We start from the raw sequence: 17,433 nt of genomic DNA on the forward strand, positions 1-17,433 counted from the left end.
TCGGCGGGGCCCTGGGGTCTTCTTCTCTCAGCTTCGAATTCCAAGGAACGAGCCATGCCCAAGACGGCATACGTACGCACCAAGCCGCACCTCAACATCGGCACCATGGGCCACGTCGACCACGGCAAGACCACCCTGACCGCCGCCATCACCAAGGTGCTCAGCGACCGCGGGACCGGCACCTTCGTGCCGTTCGACCGGATCGACCGGGCCCCCGAGGAGGCGCAGCGCGGCATCACCATCAACATCTCGCACGTCGAGTACGAGACCGACACCCGGCACTACGCGCACGTCGACATGCCCGGCCACGCCGACTACATCAAGAACATGGTCACCGGAGCGGCGCAGCTCGACGGGGCGATCCTCGTCGTCTCCGCGCTCGACGGGATCATGCCGCAGACCGCGGAGCACGTCCTGCTGGCCCGTCAGGTCGGCGTCGACCACATCGTCGTCGCCCTCAACAAGGCCGACGCGGGTGACCCCGAGCTGACCGACCTGGTCGAGCTGGAGGTCCGTGAGCTGCTCTCCGCGCACGGCTACGGCGGCGACACGGTGCCCGTCGTACGGGTGTCGGGCCTCAAGGCCCTGGAGGGGGACCCGCGGTGGACGGCGTCCATCGAGGGGCTGCTCGACGCGATCGACACGTACGTGCCGATGCCGGTGCGCTACATCGACGCGCCGTTCCTGCTGTCCGTGGAGAACGTGCTCACCATCACGGGCCGCGGCACGGTCGTCACCGGCGCCGTGGAGCGCGGCACGGTGCGCGTGGGGGACCGGGTGTCGGTGCTCGGCGCGGACATCGAGACGGTCGTCACCGGCCTGGAGACCTTCGGGAAGCCGATGGAGTCGGCGGAGGCCGGCGACAACGTAGCGCTGCTGCTGCGCGGGGTCGAGCGCGACCGCGTCCGACGCGGCCACGTGGTGGCGGCGCCCAACAGCGTCACCCCGAGCCGGCGTTTCACCGCGCAGGTGTACGTCCTGTCGGCCAGGGAAGGAGGCCGCACCACGCCGGTCACCACGGGATACCGGCCGCAGTTCTACATCCGTACGGCGGACGTCGTCGGCGACGTCGACCTCGGCGAGGCCGCGGTGGCGCGGCCCGGTGACACGGTCACCATGACCGTCGAGCTCGGCCGTGACGTCCCGCTGGAGTCCGGTCTCGGCTTCGCGATCCGCGAGGGCGGCCGCACGGTCGGCGCGGGCACGGTCACCGGCCTGCTCTGAGGCCCGGGCGCGGCCCGCCTTCCCGACCCCGGGAAGGCGGGCCGCGCCTTCTCCGGCAGACTGGGGGCCATGGCAGACACAGCTCTCGTACTCGGTGCCGGAGGCGTCACCGGCACGGCCTGGGAAAGCGGCATCCTGCACGGGCTCGCCAAGGCGGGCGTCGACCTCTCCACCGCGGATCTGATCGTCGGGAGTTCGGCGGGTGCCATCGTCGGGGCGCGGCTCGCCTTCGGACCTGCCGGTATCGGCGACCTCTACGAGCGGCAGCTCGCCGCCCCGGAGGGCGACAGGGGGGCGGCGGCCCGGCTCGGCCCCGTCGCCATCCTGCGTTTCGCGAGAGCGGCGCTCTCCTCCCGTACGCCCGACGAGTACGGCCGCAGGCTGGGCGCCCTGGCCCGCGACAGCCGGCCCGGAGTGTCCGCGGCCGAGCGGCGGGAAACGATCGCGGGCCTGCTCCCGTCGCCCGAATGGCCCGAACGGCACCTGCTGGTCACCGCCGTGGACGCGTCCACCGGCGCGCTGCACACCTTCGACAGGACGGGCACGGTCGCGCTCGCCGACGCCGTCACCGCCAGTTGCGCGGTCCCCGTGGTCTGGCCGGTGGTCGACGCCGGCGGCGGGAGCTGGATCGACGGGGGCGTGCACTCCCCGGCCAACGCGCATCTCGCTTCCGGCTACGGGCGCGTCGTCGTGATCGCACCCACCGCCACCGGCAGCAAGGTGATCGTCTCGCCCCGCGCACAGGCCGCCGAACTGGAGGCGGCGGGTGCCCGCGTAGAGGTCATCACCCCGGACGCGGCCACCCGGAAGCCCATCGGCCGCAATTCCCTGGACCCCGCACGCAGGGCCGCGGCGGCCAGGGCCGGCCTCGCCCAGTCCGCGGCCCACACCGAAGCGGTCGCGGCGGTGTGGACAGGCTGACCCGGCGGGAGGAGGGACCGGCGCCCGTCACAATGGGGGAGTGAACGAGCCGATACCCGTCATCCGCGAGACCGACTGCGGCACCGCCAGGCTGCTGCCCGACGTCGACCGGGACCGGGCCTGGCTGCTCACGGTCGACGGCGCCCCGCAGTCCTACGTCGACCTCGACGAGCCGGAGCACCTCGAATTCGAGTACGTACGCCGGCTCGGCCACGTCGTGGACCGTGCCGGCGCCCCGGGGGCACCGCTGGACGTGGTGCACCTCGGCGGCGGCGCGCTCACGCTGCCGCGCTACGTCGCGGCGACCCGCCCCGGCTCGCGGCAGGACGTGGCGGAGGCGGACCGGGGGCTCGTCGAGCTGGTCGGCGAACACCTGCCGCTGCCGGCGGGGGCCGGTGTCACCGTGCACGGCACCGATGCCCGCGGCTGGCTCGAAAAGGCGGCGGAAGGCTCCGCCGACCTCCTGATCGCCGATGTGTTCGGCGGGGCACGGGTGCCGGCGCACCTCACCTCCGTCGAATACGCGCGGGCCGCCGCACGCGTCCTGCGTGCGGACGGCGTCTACGCGGCCAACCTGGCCGACAGCGCTCCCTTCGCCTTCCTGCGGTCACAACTGGCCAACCTCGCTGAGGTGTTCGACGAGCTCGCCCTCATCGCCGAGCCGGCCGTCCTGCGTGGCCGGCGCTTCGGCAACGCCGTGCTGCTCGCCTCCCGCGCCCCACTCGACATCACCCCGCTCACCAGGCTGTGCGCCGCAGACGCGTTCCCCGCGCGGGTCGAACACGGTGCGTCGCTCGCCCGGCTCATCGGCGGTGCGAAGCCGGTACGGGACAACGAGGCCGTGGCCTCACCCGAGCCCCCCGACGGAGCCTTCGGCATCGGCTGACTTCCGGGACTGCTCCGGCACGCTGACCTTCGCCACCGAGCTGCGGCGCTTCAGATTCCGTACGCCGGGTACGAACAGCACGCCCGCCGTCACCAGCACGATCAGGGCGGCGCAGCCCCACAGGGCCTCGCTGCGGCCGACGAGCGTCTCCACAGGGCCGGCCGCCGCCGTGGCCAGCGGCACCATCGCGACCGAGCCGAACCAGTCGTACGCCGCGACCCGGGACAGCTTGTCCTCGGGGATCTCCTGGTGGAGGGCCGTCATCCAGGAAACCCCGAACACCTCGATGGCGACCCCCGTCACGAACATCACCGCGCAGAGGCCGGCCACCGGCAGCGGGATGGCGAGCGCCGCGGAGGGCAGGGCCAGCGGGAAGACGCAGAGCGTCCCGGCCAGCAGCAGCCGCCGGGGTTTCCATCGCATCATCAGCAGCGCACCGCCCAGGGTGCCGACGCCGAACGCCGCGAGAGCGAAGCCCCAGGGGCGAGCGCCTCCGAGTTCGTCCCTCGCCACCAGCGGGCCGTACACCGCCTCGGCTGCTCCTACGACCGCCACGACCACGGAGAACTGCAGCACGACCGCCCACAGCCAGGGGCGTCCGGCGACCTCACGCCAGCCCTCCCGAAGATCGGCGAGCAGCCCGCCGCCCGGCGCGCGCGGGGGGATGTGGCTCACGTCCAGGAAGGCCCGCAGCGCCCCGGCGACGGCGAACGCCACCGCGTCGACCGCCAGCACCCAGCCCGGGTCCATGGCCGCGATCATGGCGCCGCCGAGCGCCGCGCCGCCGATGGCCGCGCCGTGCATCGACATGCGGAAGAAGGCGAAGGCGCGGGCCGCCTGTTCCCCGCTGACGCTGGAAAGCAGCATGCCCTCGGCAGCCGGACCGAAGAAGGCCTGGCCGGTACCGCAGAGTGCCGTCAGCACCATCATGTGCCACAGCTCGGCGTCCCCGGTCAGGACCAGCCAGGCGAACACCGCCTGCGAGACGCAGTTGAGCGTGTTGGCCGCCACCATCACCCGGTGACGCGGCAGCCGGTCCGCGACCGCACCGCCGATGAGCAGGAAGAACACCAGCGGCGCCGTACGCGCGGCGGCCACCAGGCCCACGTCGCCGCTGTCGCCACCCGACTCGAGAACGGCGAACGCCGCCGCGATCAGAGCGCCGTTGGTGCCAAGGCTCGTGATGATCGCGGCGGCGGTCAGCAGACCGAAGTTGCGGCCTTCCGGCAGGGAGCGGAGAGAGGGCGGGGGAGAGGGAGCGGCGGAAGTCACCAGGGGACTATCCCCGCCCCGGCCCCCTCCCGCCAAATGGGGCGGTCCCGGCCGTGCCCGCCGGAGGCTCAGGACGTGGTCCCGGCACCTTCCACGAGGCGCACCGTGCTGAGGATCTTCTGGATGGTCGCGTCCGGGAGTTCGTCGTCGACACCGGCGTTCGCGTAGAGGATCCAGGACGAGTACTCGTCCTCGGCGTTCTTGAAGGTGAACGCGATCGACTTGCCGTCGGTGTCGCACTTGTCCTTCTTGGCCAGTCCGCTGGCGGTGGCGGTGACGAAGCTGCCGGAAAGGCCCGACTTGGTCGTGTACGGCTTGGGCTCGGCGGTCTTGACCTTCTCCTTCGGGTCCTTCTGGGCATAGGCGGCCCAGACCCAGTTGGCGGCCTCGTTCGTGGCGGCCTCGTCCGTGCTCTTGGCGCCCTGGGCCCCCTTGGTGCCGACACCGGCCAGGCCGGTGTCCTCCTTCTCGCCGTCCTTGTCCGTGTCGTCGCTGCACCACTTGCTCTTGAAGTAGGCCGGAGCGGAGAAACCGACCGCGGGCGGACCCGTGGGGTCCTTCACGTCCTCGAAGCCCGAGATCATTCCGCTGCTCGCGATCTCCCAGTCCCCGGGCACGTCGAACTGCGTGCCCCACTTGGGATTGGTCACGACCTTCCAGCCCGGAATCGTGGGCGCGGCGTCCTCACCGCCCCGCGGGTTCGCCGCGGGTGAGGACGAGGCGTCGGACTCCTTCGCCGACGGGGACGAGGACTCCTTGCCGTCGGCGACGTCGGAGCCGCCCTTGTCGTCCTTGTTCATGACGACGACCCCGGTGACGACGGCCGTGATGACGACCGCCGTGGCCGCGAGTACGGCGACGATCGTCGTCTTCTTCCTGTCGTCCGGCTGCCGGCCGCCGGGACCGCCAGGTACGGCGTACTGCGGCACCGTGGCCTGCTGGTACGGGTTGGGCTGCGGATAGCCCGGCCCCTGCCCCGGCTGGCCCTGCTGCTGATATCCCTGCTGCTGATAGGGATTCGGCTGTTGGTACCCCGGCTGCTGGTACGGATTCTGGTCCTGCGGGTTCTGCTCGCCCCCGGGCGGCTGCTGTCCTGGCCACATGGCCAGTAACCATAGAGGGGTGGGGCGGCCACTGCTACGGGCGCCCCTGTGAGGGGATGGTCAAAGACTGCTACTCGCTAGTAACATCTGTCTCATGAGTACTGAAGAGATGACAGTCGGCGACATCCTGTCCGCGAGCGTCCCCATGGTCCGGACCCTTGGCATCACCTACCTGGAGACGACCACCGAGCGCGCCGTCCTGTCACTCCCCGACCGCGCCGAGTACCACAACCACCTCGGCGGACCGCACGCCGGAGCGATGTTCACCCTCGCCGAGTCGGCGAGCGGCGCAATCGTCGTCGCCGCGTTCGGCGACCAGATGTCCCGGGCCGTACCGCTGCCCGTCACCACGGAGATGGCATTCAAGAAGGTGGCCATGGGGGATCTCACCGCGACCGCGCTGCTCGGCCGCCCGGTGTCCGAGGTCGTGGCCGAACTGGACGAGGGAAAGCGCCCGGAGTTTCCCGTGACCGTCGAGATCCGGCGCGGTGACGGCGCCGTCACCAGCGAGATGAGCGTGGTCTGGACGCTGCGTCCGAACCGCTGACCCGTACCCGCCCCGCGTGGCCCGTGCCAGGGAGCCGCGCCCGCCGCTTCCGACGTCCGGCCCGGTAGGCTGCCCGCCGTGCACCACTCGTGGTGCACGGCTGCACATTTCTTACGGGAAGGACCCGCGTTGCACGTCCAGGAGTGGCTCGAGACGATCCCCGCGGTCAGCATCTACCTCCTGGTGGGGGTGGTCATCGGACTCGAGAGTCTGGGTATCCCGCTGCCCGGCGAGATCATCCTCGTGAGTTCGGCGCTCCTCGCCTCCCAGCACGGCGACATCGACCCCGTGGTGCTCGGCGCCTGCGCGTCGGCCGGGGCGATCATCGGCGACTCGATCGGTTACGCGATCGGCCGCAGGGGAGGCCGCCCGCTCCTGGCCTGGCTCGGAGGGAGGTTCCCCAAGCACTTCGGGGAGCCCCAGATCGCCCTGGCGGAGAGGTCGTTCACGAAGTGGGGCGTGTGGGCGGTCTTCTTCGGCCGCTTCGTCGCACTGCTGCGGATCTTCGCGGGGCCGCTGGCCGGTGTGCTGCGCATGCCGTACTGGAAGTTCCTGATCGCCAATGTGCTCGGCGGGATCGTCTGGGCGGGCGGCACCACAGCCGTCATCTACTCGGTGGGAGTCGTCGCCGAGGCGTGGCTCAAGCGCTTCTCGTGGCTGGGGCTGCTGACCGCCGTGCTGTTCGGTGTGATCTCGATGCTGGTGCTGAAGAACCGCGCCAAGAAGGCCGCCGAGCAGGCCGACCGCCGGGTGCCCGCGCCGGAGCCGGAGGCGGTGCCCGCGGCCGACTGATCCGGACCGGCTTGCCGACCCGGTGCGGACCGGCCTGCTGACGGGGTCCGGACCGGCCTTCCGGCCGGGTGTGGACCGGCGTGGTGCCCCTCGGCCGGCGGCCCGCTCTCCTGGCCCGGTGACCGTCAGCCCTCCTGGTGCGCCTCCCGGTGGGCCTTCGCCAGTTCCACGTAACCCGCCGCGTTGAAGGCGATGCCCTCACGCTCCTCCGCCGTCAGCTCCCGCTTGACCTTGGCGGGTACGCCGGCGACGAGGGAGCCCGGCGGCACCCGCATCCCCTGCGGCACGAGGGCCTGTGCTGCGATCAGGGAGCCTGCTCCGATGTGCGCCCCGTTGAGTACGGTGGCGCCCATGCCGACCAGGACGTCGTCCTCGATGACGCAGCCGTGCAGCACGGCGTTGTGGCCGACCGAGACCCGGGCCCCCACCGTCAGCGGGAAGCCGGGGTCGGTGTGCACGCTGCAGTTGTCCTGGATGTTGCTGTCGGGGCCGAGGGAGATCGGGCCGCCGTCGCCTCGCAGGACGGCGTGGTACCAGACGCTTGAGCCCGGGGCCATCGAGACCTCGCCGACGACGACCGAGGTCGGGGCGAGGAAGGCGTCCGGGTCGATGTCCGGCTCCTTGCCGCCGATGCCGGTGACCAATGCCCGCTCTGCCATCGCCTGCTCCTCCGGTGGGGTGTGGTGCGCTCGGCGCCCCTTGCTCCGCACGAACCGTAATGGACGGTCACCGCGTCCCGGACAGGTGGGGTGAACATCACAGCCTGTCGCGCGGAACCCCTCCGGGCGGGCCGACTACCGTGAGCGGGTGCCGAAGAACCGGAACGTGTTCCCCTCCCTGGCCCTCCGGCGGCGCCTCGTCGCGTCCCGCGCCGTCCACCGCGTCTGGGCCTGGGTGCAGGAGACCGGGGCGGTCACCGCGCGGCACCCCGGGCGGCTCCGGTTCGGACGTATCGGCGCGGGGACCCGGCTGGCCTTCCCGCAGGGCACCGTGTTCGGGGAGCCTTGGATCGAGCTGGGCGACCACTGCATCATCGGCGAGCAGGTGACGCTCACGGCCGGCCTGATGCCCGATCTCGATCTGGGATCGGAACCCATCCTCACCCTGGGCAACGGTGTGGTGCTGGGCCGGGGGAGCCATGTCATCGCCGACACATCGGTGTCGATCGGCTCGGACACCTACTGCGGTCCGTATGTCTACATCACCTCCACCAACCACAGTTACGACGATCCCGACGAGCCGGTCGGCAAGCAGTGGCCGCGCATGGAGCCGGTGGTGATCGGGCCCGGATGCTGGATCGGCACCGGATCGGTGATCCTCCCGGGGGCCAGGCTCGGCCGCAACGTCGTGGTCGCGGCGGGTGCCGTCGTGCGCGGAGAGGTCCCCGACCACGCGGTGGTGGCGGGTGCGCCGGCCCGGGTGGTGCGGCGCTGGGATCCGGAGAAGGGCTGGCAGCCGCCGCTGCGTACGCCCGCACCGGTGCCGATCCCCGACGATGTCACGCACCGGTGCCGATCCCCGACGATGTCACCCCCGAGCAGCTGGCCGCGTTGGCGCTGCTGCTCGAGGACCCCGCCGACGGGAGCTGACCTCTTACGGGGCAGCCCGCCTGTGGAGCCTTTCGACCCGTGGTGTCTTCGGCCCAGGCGTCTTAGGTCCAGTGGGTCTTCGGCCCAGGGCGTCTTCAGCCCGTCGCGAGCAGGAGCGTCCCGAGCAGGGCCAGGCCCGCGCCCGCCGCCTGGACCCCGCGCAGCCGCTCGCCGAGGATTCCCCGAGCGGCCAGTGCCGTCACCACCGGATACAGCGAGGCGAGGACGGCGGCCACGGTGACCGGGCCGTGCTGCGCGGCCATCGCGTACATGCCGTTGGCCGCGACGTCGGCGAGCCCGACGAAGGCGAGCGCGGGGAGCGCAGCCCGCACGACGCCGATTCCGCCCTCCTCTGGCAGTGCGCGGCCGCCACGGCGCACGGAGACGTACAGCGCCGTTCCGCCGACCGCGATGTTCGTGACCCGCTGGACGAAGAGGGCCAGCAAGAGGCCGGTCACGGTCGTGGAGGCCTCCGCGATCAGTGCCATCACCGCTCCGAAGCCGAACGCGGCCAGCAGGGTCAGGACGACCGCCTGGCGCTGCACCGGCGCACCGCGGAGCTGCGGCCCTCCGGCCAGGACTACTCCGGAGACGGCGACGGCCACCCCGGCGAACTGCAGCAGTCCGGGCCGCTCACCGACGAGCAGCCCCACTCCCACCGGGACCGCGACCCCCAGGGAGCCGAGCGGGGAGACCACCCCCATCGGGCCCAGTGCAAGGGCCTTGTAGAAGCTCAGCATCGCGACCGGGCCGACGGCCCCCGCGGCGACCGCGAACCAGAGCCGGCCCCCGGCCTCGCTCCAGCCGCCGGTCGCGAACACGACGACACCGAGGACGGCGGCGGCGATGCACTGCGACACGACAACCACGGTGAGAGCGGGCGTGCGCCGGGTCAGCAGTCCGCCACCGAAATCGGCCAGACCCCACAGCAGGCTCGTGGCCAGGGCGAACAGTGCGGTCATCGGGCGCCTCGCAGTACAGTGCGGTGGTCGGTGGGGTACACCACACCGTAGTGCAATATTTTCGACCTTGTCATCCAGCATATTGGACGGAACGTGTCTGACCTCGATCAGCTCACTCAGTCGCTCGCGCGCAACCTCAAGCGGTGGCGAGGCGAGCGCGGCTTCACCCTGGACGCGCTGGCGGCCCGAGCAGGCGTCAGCCGCGGCATGATCATCCAGATCGAGCAGGCGCGCACGAACCCGAGCGTCGGCACCACTGTCAAGCTCGCCGATGCGCTGGGCGTCAGCATCACCACGCTGCTCGACTACGAGCAGGGATCCCAGGTCCGGCTGGTACCCGAGAGCCAGGCGGTGCGCATGTGGTCGACGGACGCGGGCAGCTCGACCACGCTGCTGGTGGGTACGGAGGCCAGGGGGCCGATCGAGCTCTGGTCCTGGCATCTGATGCCCGGCGACAGCAGCGCCTCCGACCCGCACCCCGAGGGAACCGTGGAGCTCCTCCACGTCACGGCGGGTGTACTCACCCTGGTCGTCGACGGCGAGGCCCACACGGTGCCCGCCGGTACCTCTGCGACGTTCGAGGCCCATGTGCCGCACAGCTACCGCAACGACGGCCCGGAGCCCACTGATCTGACCATGGCAGTGTCGATCCCGCCGGTCCGCCGGGAAGGCAAGTGAGCGATCCGCATCGGCGGGGCGCCGCCCGTACTGCCGAAGTGGTCGTCCTGGAGTGCCTCCGGATCTGAGGCAGGCCGGTGGCGCGAGCCGCTCAGGAGCCGTCGGCCCGATGTCTCCCGAACCATCCCACGGCGAAGTCCACGGCGGCGCGCAGGGAGAACAGGTGACTGCGCGCCGCGCCCACCCGGCCGGTGCCGAACACACCTGTCCGCGCACTCAGGAAGTCGGCCCCGAGCGCGGCGAAGTCGCTGTCGTCCAGAGCGATGTCCTCGTACTCCCACCAACGGCGCCCGCCGTCCTGAGCTCCGCCCTCCGACGCCACCACGCAGCGGTACGGACGACGGGGCGGGCAGGGGCGGCGGTACTCCGCGAGGTGGAAGGCGGTGCAGCTGTCGAAGCCCGTGCCCAGCAGCAGGATCTGGGCGTCGGCCTCGTACAGCCGGGCGAGGGGGGAGTCCTCGCCCAGGTGGCAGTCCCGGCGGTGGCCCCCGAGCAGCTTCGCCGCCCCCGGCCCGAGCGCGGCGAACGAGGTCTGCGGATGGGCGCTGCGCAGCGCCCCCGGAGCCAGCCGCACGGTCTCGGCGAGTGCTCCCATCGAGGGTGCGGGAGAGACCGCCGGGTCGAAGGCGGGCATCGCCGCACGCACCGCCGCGCGGGCCTCTTCGCTCATGCCGCGCACATGGTCCTGGTAGGAGCGCGAGGTGTCGGAATTCTCCGGGGTGAACGCTGGGACGGCCAGCGTTCCCTCCGGTCCGAGCGCACTATGCAGCGCGCCGGCCATGGCCCCGGCGCTCCCGCCCGCGGCCCGCATCGAGGCGTGCACCAGGAGGACGCCACCCCGTCGCACTCCGAGCTCGTACAGCTGGGTGGTGGTGCGCTCAGTGCCCGGGAGGAGATGCCGTGTCACAGCGGACATTCTCCCCGCCGGGGCCTCGGTACGACACCACGCCTTCCGGCCCCCGGGGAAGGCAGGGCCGCGCGCAACGGTCACCGGCGCGGGTCGGCACGACTACCCGCCCACGGTCAGGAGCGAGGGGCGAGGCGCGGTATCTCGATCGCCGGGCAGCGGTCCATCACCATGGCGAGGCCGGCCGCGCGGGTGCGCTCGTACGCCTCCTCGTCGATCACACCGAGCTGGAACCAGACCGCCTTCGCGCCGACCGCCACCGCCTCGTCGGCGATACCACCCGCCAGGTCGCTGTTGACGAAGACGTCCACCACATCGACCGGGAAGGGTATGGCGGCCAGTGAGGCGTAACCCTGCTCGCCGTGGACCCGCTCCGCCTTCGGGTGGACGGGCACCACCCTCTTGCCGAAGCGCTGGAGGACCTCGGCCACCCCGTAGGCCGCGCGGGAGCTGTTGTCGGACAGACCGACCACCGCCCAGGTGTCGCCCGTGTCCCGGAGGATCCTGCGAACCGTCTCATCGTCTGCGTACATGCCCTGACAACGGACGGCCCGGCCCGGCCATTCCCCACGGAAGGGTGAAAAGTGCGGGACGGAACGACGCATAGGGTGGACCGATGCAGGAGCAGTACCGGACAGTCGCCCGCGCGGGCGTGCACGAGACCGAGATCAGCCGGTCGCGTTTCCTCTGCGCGCTCGCCCCCGCCGCCACCGAGCAGGAGGCGCAGGAGTTCATCGCGCGCGTCCGCAGGGAACACCCCGCCGCCAACCACAACTGCTTCGCCTACGTCATCGGCGCCGACGCCTCCGTGCAGAGGGCCGGAGACGACGGGGAGCCCGGCGGGACGGCGGGCGTCCCGATGCTGCAGATGCTCATGCGCCGGGAGGTGCGGTACGCCGTCGCCGTCGTCACCCGCTACTTCGGCGGCGTCAAGCTCGGCGCGGGCGGACTGATCCGGGCGTACGGAGGAGCGGTCGGGGAAGCGCTCGACGCGCTGGGTACCACCACCCGCCGCCGGTACCGCCTCGCCACCGTCACCGTTGACCACCAACGGGCGGGCAAGCTGGAGAACGACCTGCGCGCCACCGGCCGTGCCGTTCACGACGTGACGTACGCGGAGGCGGTGACCATCGCGATCGGGCTGCCCGACGCGGATATCGACGGTTTCAGGGCCTGGCTGGCCGATGCCACCGCGGGCTCCGCAACGCTCGAGCTCGGTGGCGAGGCGTACGGGGATGTCCGATCCGGATGAGTGATCCGGGACCGCGCGGCACTAGCGTGGTCGGGCCGGCCGTGGAAATCCACGGCGGGCGGGGTGCCGGGCCGGCCGGGTCCCGGGGGCGGAGGAAGTGGAACATGCAGGTCGGAGTCGTCGGAGTGATGCCGTGAGGATTCTGCACACCTCGGACTGGCATCTGGGGCGGTCCTTCCACCGCGTCTCGATGCTCGACGCCCAGGCCGCCTACCTCGACCACCTCGTCGGGACGGTGGGGGAGCACTCCGTCGACGTGGTCGTCGTGGCGGGCGACGTCTACGACCGGGCCGTGCCGCCGCTGTCGGCCGTCCAGCTGTTCGACGACGCGCTGCACCGGCTCGCCGCCGCCGGAGTGCCGACCGTCATGATCTCGGGGAACCACGACTCGGCCCGCAGACTCGGAGTCGGCGCCGGGCTGATCGCACGGGCCGGGATCCATCTGCGTACCGACCCCGCCGAGTGCGCCGCCCCCGTCGTCGTGAGCGACACGCAGGGAGACGTGGCGTTCTACGGGCTGCCCTATCTCGAACCGGCACTTGTCCGGGAGAGCCTCGGCGCCTCTAAGGCGGGGCACGAAGCCGTCCTCTCGGCTGCCATGGACAGGGTGCGGGCCGATCTCGCCTCCCGGCCCGACGGCACCCGGTCGGTCGTGCTCGCCCATGCGTTCGTGGCGGGCGGTGAACCCAGCGACAGCGAACGCGACATCACGGTCGGCGGCGTCGCCGCTGTCCCCGCGGGAGTCTTCGACGGCGTCGACTACGTGGCGCTCGGCCACCTGCACGGCTGCCAGACGGTCACCGAACGGGTGCGCTACTCGGGCTCCCCCCTCGCGTACTCCTTCTCCGAGCACGCGCACCGCAAGACGATGTGGCTGATCGACCTCGGCCACGGCGGAGACCTCGCCGCCGAACGCATCGACTGCCCGGCGCCGCGCCCACTGGCACGGCTCCGCGGACGCCTCGGCACGCTGCTCGAGGACCCGGCCCTCGAACGGCACCGGGACTCCTGGGTGGAGGCGACCCTCACCGACCCGGCGCGGCCGGACGAACCGATGGCCCGCCTGCTGGAGCGCTTCCCGCACACCCTCAGCCTGGTCTTCGACCCCGAGCGGACCCCCGGAGATCCCCTCGCGTCGTACGCCCAGCGGCTCAAGGGGCGTGACGACCAGCAGGTGGCGGAGGACTTCGTGGCCCATGTGAGGGGCGGAAGCGGACCCAGTGCGCAGGAGCGGACCGTGCTGCGTGCCGTCTTCGACGACGTAAGGGTCGGCGACGGAGTCAACGAGGTGTCCCGATGAGGCTGCACAAACTCACCCTGACCGCGTTCGGACCCTTCGGTGCCACACAGGAAGTCGACTTCGACGCACTGTCGGCGGCCGGGATATTCCTGCTGCACGGTCCCACCGGCGCAGGCAAGACATCCGTCCTCGACGCCGTCTGCTACGGCCTGTACGGAGCTGTGCCCGGTGCCCGGCAGAGCCCCGGTACCTCACTGCGCAGTGACCACGCCCCTGTCGACCGCCCGACCGAGGTGTGTCTGGAACTGACCGTCGGGGGGCGCCGTCTGGAAGTCACCAGACGCCCTGCCCAGCCCCGTCCCAAGAAGAGGGGCGGCGGTTTCACGACCGAGAAGGCGCAGAGCTGGCTGCGCGAACACGACCCCGAGCACGGCTGGAAGGCCCTCAGCCGCTCCCACCAGGAGATCGGCGAGGAGATCGGCGGGCTCATCGGGATGAGCCGGGACCAGTTCTGCCAGGTCGTGCTGCTGCCGCAGGGCGACTTCGCGCGGTTCCTGCGCGCCGACGCGGAGGCGCGCGGCAAGCTGCTCGGCCGGCTCTTCGACACCCGCCGGTTCGCGGCCGTCGAGGAGCGCCTGGCCGACCTGCGGCGGGCGGCCGAAGCCCGGGTCAGGGCAGCGGACGGGCAGATCCTCGCCCTGGCCCAGCGCATCGCTCAGGCGGCCGGTCCGGCGGCGGACGAGGCGGCGCCGCCGGAGGAGCGGCCCGGTGAACCCGGTCTCGCCGAGGGGGTCCTGCAGTGGGCCGCCGTCGCCCGCAGCGGAGCCCGCGAACGGTTCGACATCGCCCAATGCGTCCTGGCCGCGGCCGAGGGCCGGAACGCCTCCGCACGCCACGCGTTCGAGGCCGAGCGTGAACTGGCCCGGCTCCAGCAGCGGTACGAGGAGACCCGCCGCCGTGCCGCGGGGCTGGAGGAGCGCCGCGCGGAACGCGACCGCTGCCACGAACAGCTGTCCCGCGCGCGCAAGGCGGATCTGGTCGCCCCGGCGCTCGGCCTGTGGGAGGAGTCCGAGCGGGCCCACCGCACGGCTGTCGCGGCATGTGAGCGGTCACGCGCCGGGCTGCCTCCCGAACTGGCCGAGGCGGGCTCCGAGCAACTGGCCGGCCTGGAACGAGGACTCAGGGCGGAGCTGGGCGCGCTCGACGCCGCACGCCGTGCGGAGCGGCGCAGCCGGGAGATCGACGCCGAACGGGCCGGGCTGGAGCGGCAGTCCCGCTCCGACGACGACACGATCCACGAGGCGGCCCAATGGCTGGCCGGCTGGGACGCCACTCACCGGAGCCTCAGGGACCGCATCGAGAGGGCTCAGGACGCCGCGACCCGCGCGGAACAACTGGCCGGCCGGCTCGCCCCGGCGCGCAGGAGGCTGGAGGCGGCGCGTCGGCGCGACGCCCTGGCCGCACAGGAGGAAACGGCGGCGACGGCCCTCACCGCGGCGCGTGAGCGCGCGGTGGAGGCGCACGAGGAGTGGCTGACGCTACGGGAGCGGCGGCTGCGCGGCATCGCGGCGGAACTGGCCGGTCAGCTCGCCGACGGGGTGGCCTGCACGGTGTGCGGCTCGGCGGAGCACCCGGCGCCGGCCCGCGCGGAGGACGGCCATGTCGACCGGGCCACGGAGGAGGCGGCGCTCGCCGTCCACCAGCGGGCCGACCGGGCCCGGGCGCAGGCGGAGAACGAACTCGTCGTCCTGCGTGAACGCCTCGCGGCGGCACGGGCCGAGGCGGCGGCCCCGCAGGACGACGCGGGCGCCCCCGGAGCGGCGGACCGGACCGCATCCGACGTCGAGGAACTGCGGTCGGCCGTCGACCGCCTGACCAGGGAGCACGCGGAAGCACACCGCCTGGCCGCGGGAACACATGCGGCACGGGAGGCACTCGCCGTAGCCGAGCGTGAGTACGCCGGACGGCTCGACGACCGGCAGCAGGCGGAGCGGCGCGCCGCTGCCCGTACCTCGCAGCGCGAAGCGCTCGACCGTGAACAGCGCGCGCTGGAAGCCGAGTTGGTGAAGGCCCGTGGTGCCAGTGCCTCAGTGGCCGAGCACGCCGGGCTGCTCGAGCGCCGTGCCGTGCTGCTGGCGGACGCCGCGGAGGCGCTCCGCGCCGAGCAGGACGCGGCCGAGCGCCTCAAGGAGGCCGACGGCAGGCTTGCCGACGCCGCTTTCCGGGCCGGATTCGACACGCCGCAGGCCGCTGCGGCGAAGCTGCTCGGCGACACCGCGCAACGGGAGCTCCAGCACCGGATCGACGCCTGGCAGACGGAGGCGGCCACCGTCGCCGACCGGCTCGCCGAGGAGGACGCCCGTGCCGCGGCCGGCCGGCCGGCCGCGGCACCGGACGCCGCACAGGCGGCGTACGACCTGTCGGTGCAGGCCCTGCGCGACGGCGCGGCGGCACACGCCGCCGCGCAGGAGCGCAGCGCGGAGCTCGGCCGGCTCTCGTGCCGCGCGGAGGAAGAGGTGCGTGCCCTCGGTCCACTGCGCCAGGAGTACGAAAGGGTGGCCCGTCTCGCCGGGCTGACCGCGGGCACCTCCGCGGACAACGAGCGCAAGATGCGTCTGGAGGCGTACGTACTCGCGGCCCGCCTCGAACAGGTGGCCGCCGCGGCGACGGCCCGCCTCCAGCGAATGTCGTCGGGCCGCTACACCCTGGTCCATTCCGATGGACGCAGCGGGAGCCGCAGGGCCGGTCTCGGCCTGCACGTCGTCGACTCCTGGACGGGCCGGGAGCGCGACACGGCCACCCTGTCCGGCGGGGAGACCTTCTTCGCCTCGCTCGCCCTGGCTCTGGGCCTGGCCGACGTGGTGACGGACGAGGCGGGCGGCGTACGTCTGGACACGCTCTTCATCGACGAGGGATTCGGCAGTCTGGACGACCAGACCCTGGACGAGGTGCTCGACGTCCTGGACTCGCTGCGCGAACGCGACCGGAGCGTCGGGATCGTCAGCCATGTGGCCGATCTGCGCCGCCGTATCCCGGCACAGCTCGAGGTCGTGAAGGAACGGTACGGATCGGCGGTCGTCCACCGGGCGGCCGGAACGCTCAGGGGCTGACCGCCCGACGGGGGAGGTGCGAGGAGTGGACGACGCCGGCGTCCACGGAGCCGAGGGCGCCGATCCTGCGCGTCACGCCTCCACGGGAAGCAGCCACCGGCACGGACCACGGACGGGCGGCCCCACGGCGCTTGCGGTCGCAGGGGAACGCGAGACCCCGGCGGGCTCAGGGCCCGAGGAGCGCGCTGAACAGGCTCTCGCCGTCGTCGTCGGCGGGCAGGCCGCTGACCTGGCCGTCACCGACCTCCACCACCCGCCACACCCCGTCCTCCCGCAGTGCCATGTCGGTGCTCACCCACCGGCAGCCGAGCGTGCGCACCGCCTCGCCGACAGCGCCCAGGCAGGGCGTCGGCAGCCGGCCGGGCGTGTCCGGATGAGCTGTCACCCGCACTGCCTCACCGTCGACCCACCACACCCGGGCCTCACCGCCCGGGACGAACGGCTCGTACGCGCGCAGCACCACTCCGCCGGCCAGAAAGTCGCCCTGCAGTTCGACGAGCCGGCCGACGACGCCGGCGAGCCGAACCCCGTCCCGCACGTCCGGGACGAAACACGCCTCATGCCATTCGTGCTTGCGGGACTTCACGAAGTCCTTGACGATGCCGGGGCCGGAGCCGAGCCGCCCGGCGAGATCCGACCAGACCGAGGGATCCGGCAGAGCCTCTCCCACGGACAGGGTGCGCCACACGCTGCGCGGGGTGAGACCGGCGAACGCCTCGTACCAGCACGGGAGTTCATGGGCGGTGCGGTACGCGGTGGCGTCGGTGAGCAGCGCGCAGCCGCGTACGGCGAGGGCGCGCTCCAGTTCCGCGTAGCGGGCGGACGGAATCATCCAGCCCCGGTACCAGTACGGCCCCGAGTCCCGCCGTACCCGGCCGACGGCGGTTTCCGCGTCCCCGGCGAGCAGCGCGTCGTGATCGACCAGGACGACCTGTGCACCGGCGCGCCGG

At 72.5% G+C, this 17,433-nt stretch carries 16 protein-coding genes and 1 pseudogene; 10 read left to right on the top strand and 7 right to left on the bottom strand.

Annotated elements, in window-relative coordinates:
* Positions 1-54: 54 nt before the first annotated feature.
* The 3 genes from tuf (at position 55) to BFF76_RS11155 (ending at position 3,031) form a co-directional block, all read left to right on the top strand.
* Positions 55-1,224 carry an elongation factor Tu gene (tuf, locus tag BFF76_RS11145; RefSeq protein WP_031094167.1) on the top strand — a complete coding sequence of 390 codons (1,170 nt, stop codon included), beginning with the start codon at positions 55-57 and terminating at the stop codon, positions 1,222-1,224.
* A 69-nt stretch (positions 1,225-1,293) separates the two neighbouring features.
* On the top strand, positions 1,294-2,145 hold the full coding sequence (locus BFF76_RS11150) for a patatin-like phospholipase family protein (protein WP_065848111.1): 852 nt from the start codon (positions 1,294-1,296) through the stop codon (positions 2,143-2,145).
* A 40-nt stretch (positions 2,146-2,185) separates the two neighbouring features.
* A complete protein-coding gene (locus BFF76_RS11155) occupies positions 2,186-3,031 on the top strand; it encodes a spermidine synthase (RefSeq protein ID WP_065848112.1) in 846 nt (281 codons plus the stop codon).
* Here the strand turns inward: BFF76_RS11155 and BFF76_RS11160 are convergent.
* Together BFF76_RS11160 and BFF76_RS11165 are read right to left on the bottom strand one after the other, a co-directional pair.
* A complete protein-coding gene (locus BFF76_RS11160; RefSeq protein WP_065848113.1) occupies positions 2,993-4,303 on the bottom strand; it encodes an MFS transporter in 1,311 nt (436 codons plus the stop codon). The genes BFF76_RS11155 and BFF76_RS11160 overlap by 39 nt on opposite strands.
* 68 nt (positions 4,304-4,371) lie before the next feature.
* On the bottom strand, positions 4,372-5,406 hold the full coding sequence (locus BFF76_RS11165) for a DUF8017 domain-containing protein (RefSeq protein ID WP_065848114.1): 1,035 nt from the start codon (positions 5,404-5,406) through the stop codon (positions 4,372-4,374).
* A 109-nt stretch (positions 5,407-5,515) separates the two neighbouring features.
* Between BFF76_RS11165 and BFF76_RS11170 the strand changes: the two genes are divergently transcribed.
* On the top strand, positions 5,516-5,953 hold the full coding sequence (locus tag BFF76_RS11170) for a DUF4442 domain-containing protein (protein ID WP_031094161.1): 438 nt from the start codon (positions 5,516-5,518) through the stop codon (positions 5,951-5,953).
* Between the two features lie 129 nt (positions 5,954-6,082).
* Complete coding sequence (locus BFF76_RS11175; protein ID WP_031094160.1) at positions 6,083-6,745, top strand: DedA family protein; 663 nt, start codon at positions 6,083-6,085, stop codon at positions 6,743-6,745.
* A gap of 125 nt (positions 6,746-6,870) precedes the next feature.
* Here the strand turns inward: BFF76_RS11175 and BFF76_RS11180 are convergent, their stop codons facing one another.
* A complete protein-coding gene (locus BFF76_RS11180; protein ID WP_031094159.1) occupies positions 6,871-7,404 on the bottom strand; it encodes a gamma carbonic anhydrase family protein in 534 nt (177 codons plus the stop codon).
* 148 nt (positions 7,405-7,552) lie between these two features.
* Between BFF76_RS11180 and BFF76_RS11185 the strand changes: the two are divergent.
* Positions 7,553-8,248: pseudogene (locus BFF76_RS11185) on the top strand (acyltransferase); the annotation flags it as partial.
* 181 nt (positions 8,249-8,429) lie between these two features.
* Here the strand turns inward: BFF76_RS11185 and BFF76_RS11190 are convergent.
* Complete coding sequence (locus BFF76_RS11190) at positions 8,430-9,296, bottom strand: EamA family transporter (RefSeq protein WP_031094157.1); 867 nt, start codon at positions 9,294-9,296, stop codon at positions 8,430-8,432.
* A gap of 93 nt (positions 9,297-9,389) precedes the next feature.
* Here BFF76_RS11190 and BFF76_RS11195 point away from each other — a divergent pair, with 93 nt between their 5' ends.
* Positions 9,390-9,974, top strand: a complete 585-nt coding sequence (locus tag BFF76_RS11195) for a helix-turn-helix domain-containing protein (RefSeq protein ID WP_031094156.1) — start codon at positions 9,390-9,392, stop codon at positions 9,972-9,974.
* Between the two features lie 91 nt (positions 9,975-10,065).
* On the opposite strand, the gene BFF76_RS11200 is transcribed toward BFF76_RS11195, so the two are convergent.
* Together BFF76_RS11200 and BFF76_RS11205 are read right to left on the bottom strand one after the other, a co-directional pair.
* Entirely contained in the window at positions 10,066-10,890 is an 825-nt protein-coding gene (locus BFF76_RS11200) for an AAC(3) family N-acetyltransferase (RefSeq protein WP_065848115.1), read from the bottom strand.
* A gap of 107 nt (positions 10,891-10,997) precedes the next feature.
* Entirely contained in the window at positions 10,998-11,414 is a 417-nt protein-coding gene (locus BFF76_RS11205) for a CoA-binding protein (RefSeq protein WP_031094154.1), read from the bottom strand.
* Positions 11,415-11,497: 83 nt separating this feature from the next.
* Here BFF76_RS11205 and BFF76_RS11210 point away from each other — a divergent pair, with 83 nt between their 5' ends.
* From BFF76_RS11210 to BFF76_RS11220, 3 genes are all read left to right on the top strand, one after another.
* Positions 11,498-12,133 carry a YigZ family protein gene (locus BFF76_RS11210; RefSeq protein WP_065848116.1) on the top strand — a complete coding sequence of 212 codons (636 nt, stop codon included), beginning with the start codon at positions 11,498-11,500 and terminating at the stop codon, positions 12,131-12,133.
* Positions 12,134-12,266: 133 nt separating this feature from the next.
* Positions 12,267-13,433, top strand: a complete 1,167-nt coding sequence (locus tag BFF76_RS11215; RefSeq protein ID WP_065848117.1) for an exonuclease SbcCD subunit D — start codon at positions 12,267-12,269, stop codon at positions 13,431-13,433.
* A complete protein-coding gene (locus BFF76_RS11220; protein WP_065848118.1) occupies positions 13,430-16,483 on the top strand; it encodes an AAA family ATPase in 3,054 nt (1,017 codons plus the stop codon). Before BFF76_RS11215 ends, BFF76_RS11220 begins: the two co-directional genes overlap by 4 nt.
* Before the next feature lie 166 nt (positions 16,484-16,649).
* Here the strand turns inward: BFF76_RS11220 and BFF76_RS11225 are convergent.
* The coding region (locus BFF76_RS11225) for an ATP-grasp domain-containing protein (RefSeq protein ID WP_065848119.1) at positions 16,650-17,433 on the bottom strand (784 nt) is incomplete at its 5' end.

This window comes from Streptomyces mutomycini (assembly GCF_001700505.1).
In the GTDB taxonomy this organism is placed as follows: Bacteria; Actinomycetota; Actinomycetes; order Streptomycetales; family Streptomycetaceae; genus Streptomyces; species Streptomyces mutomycini.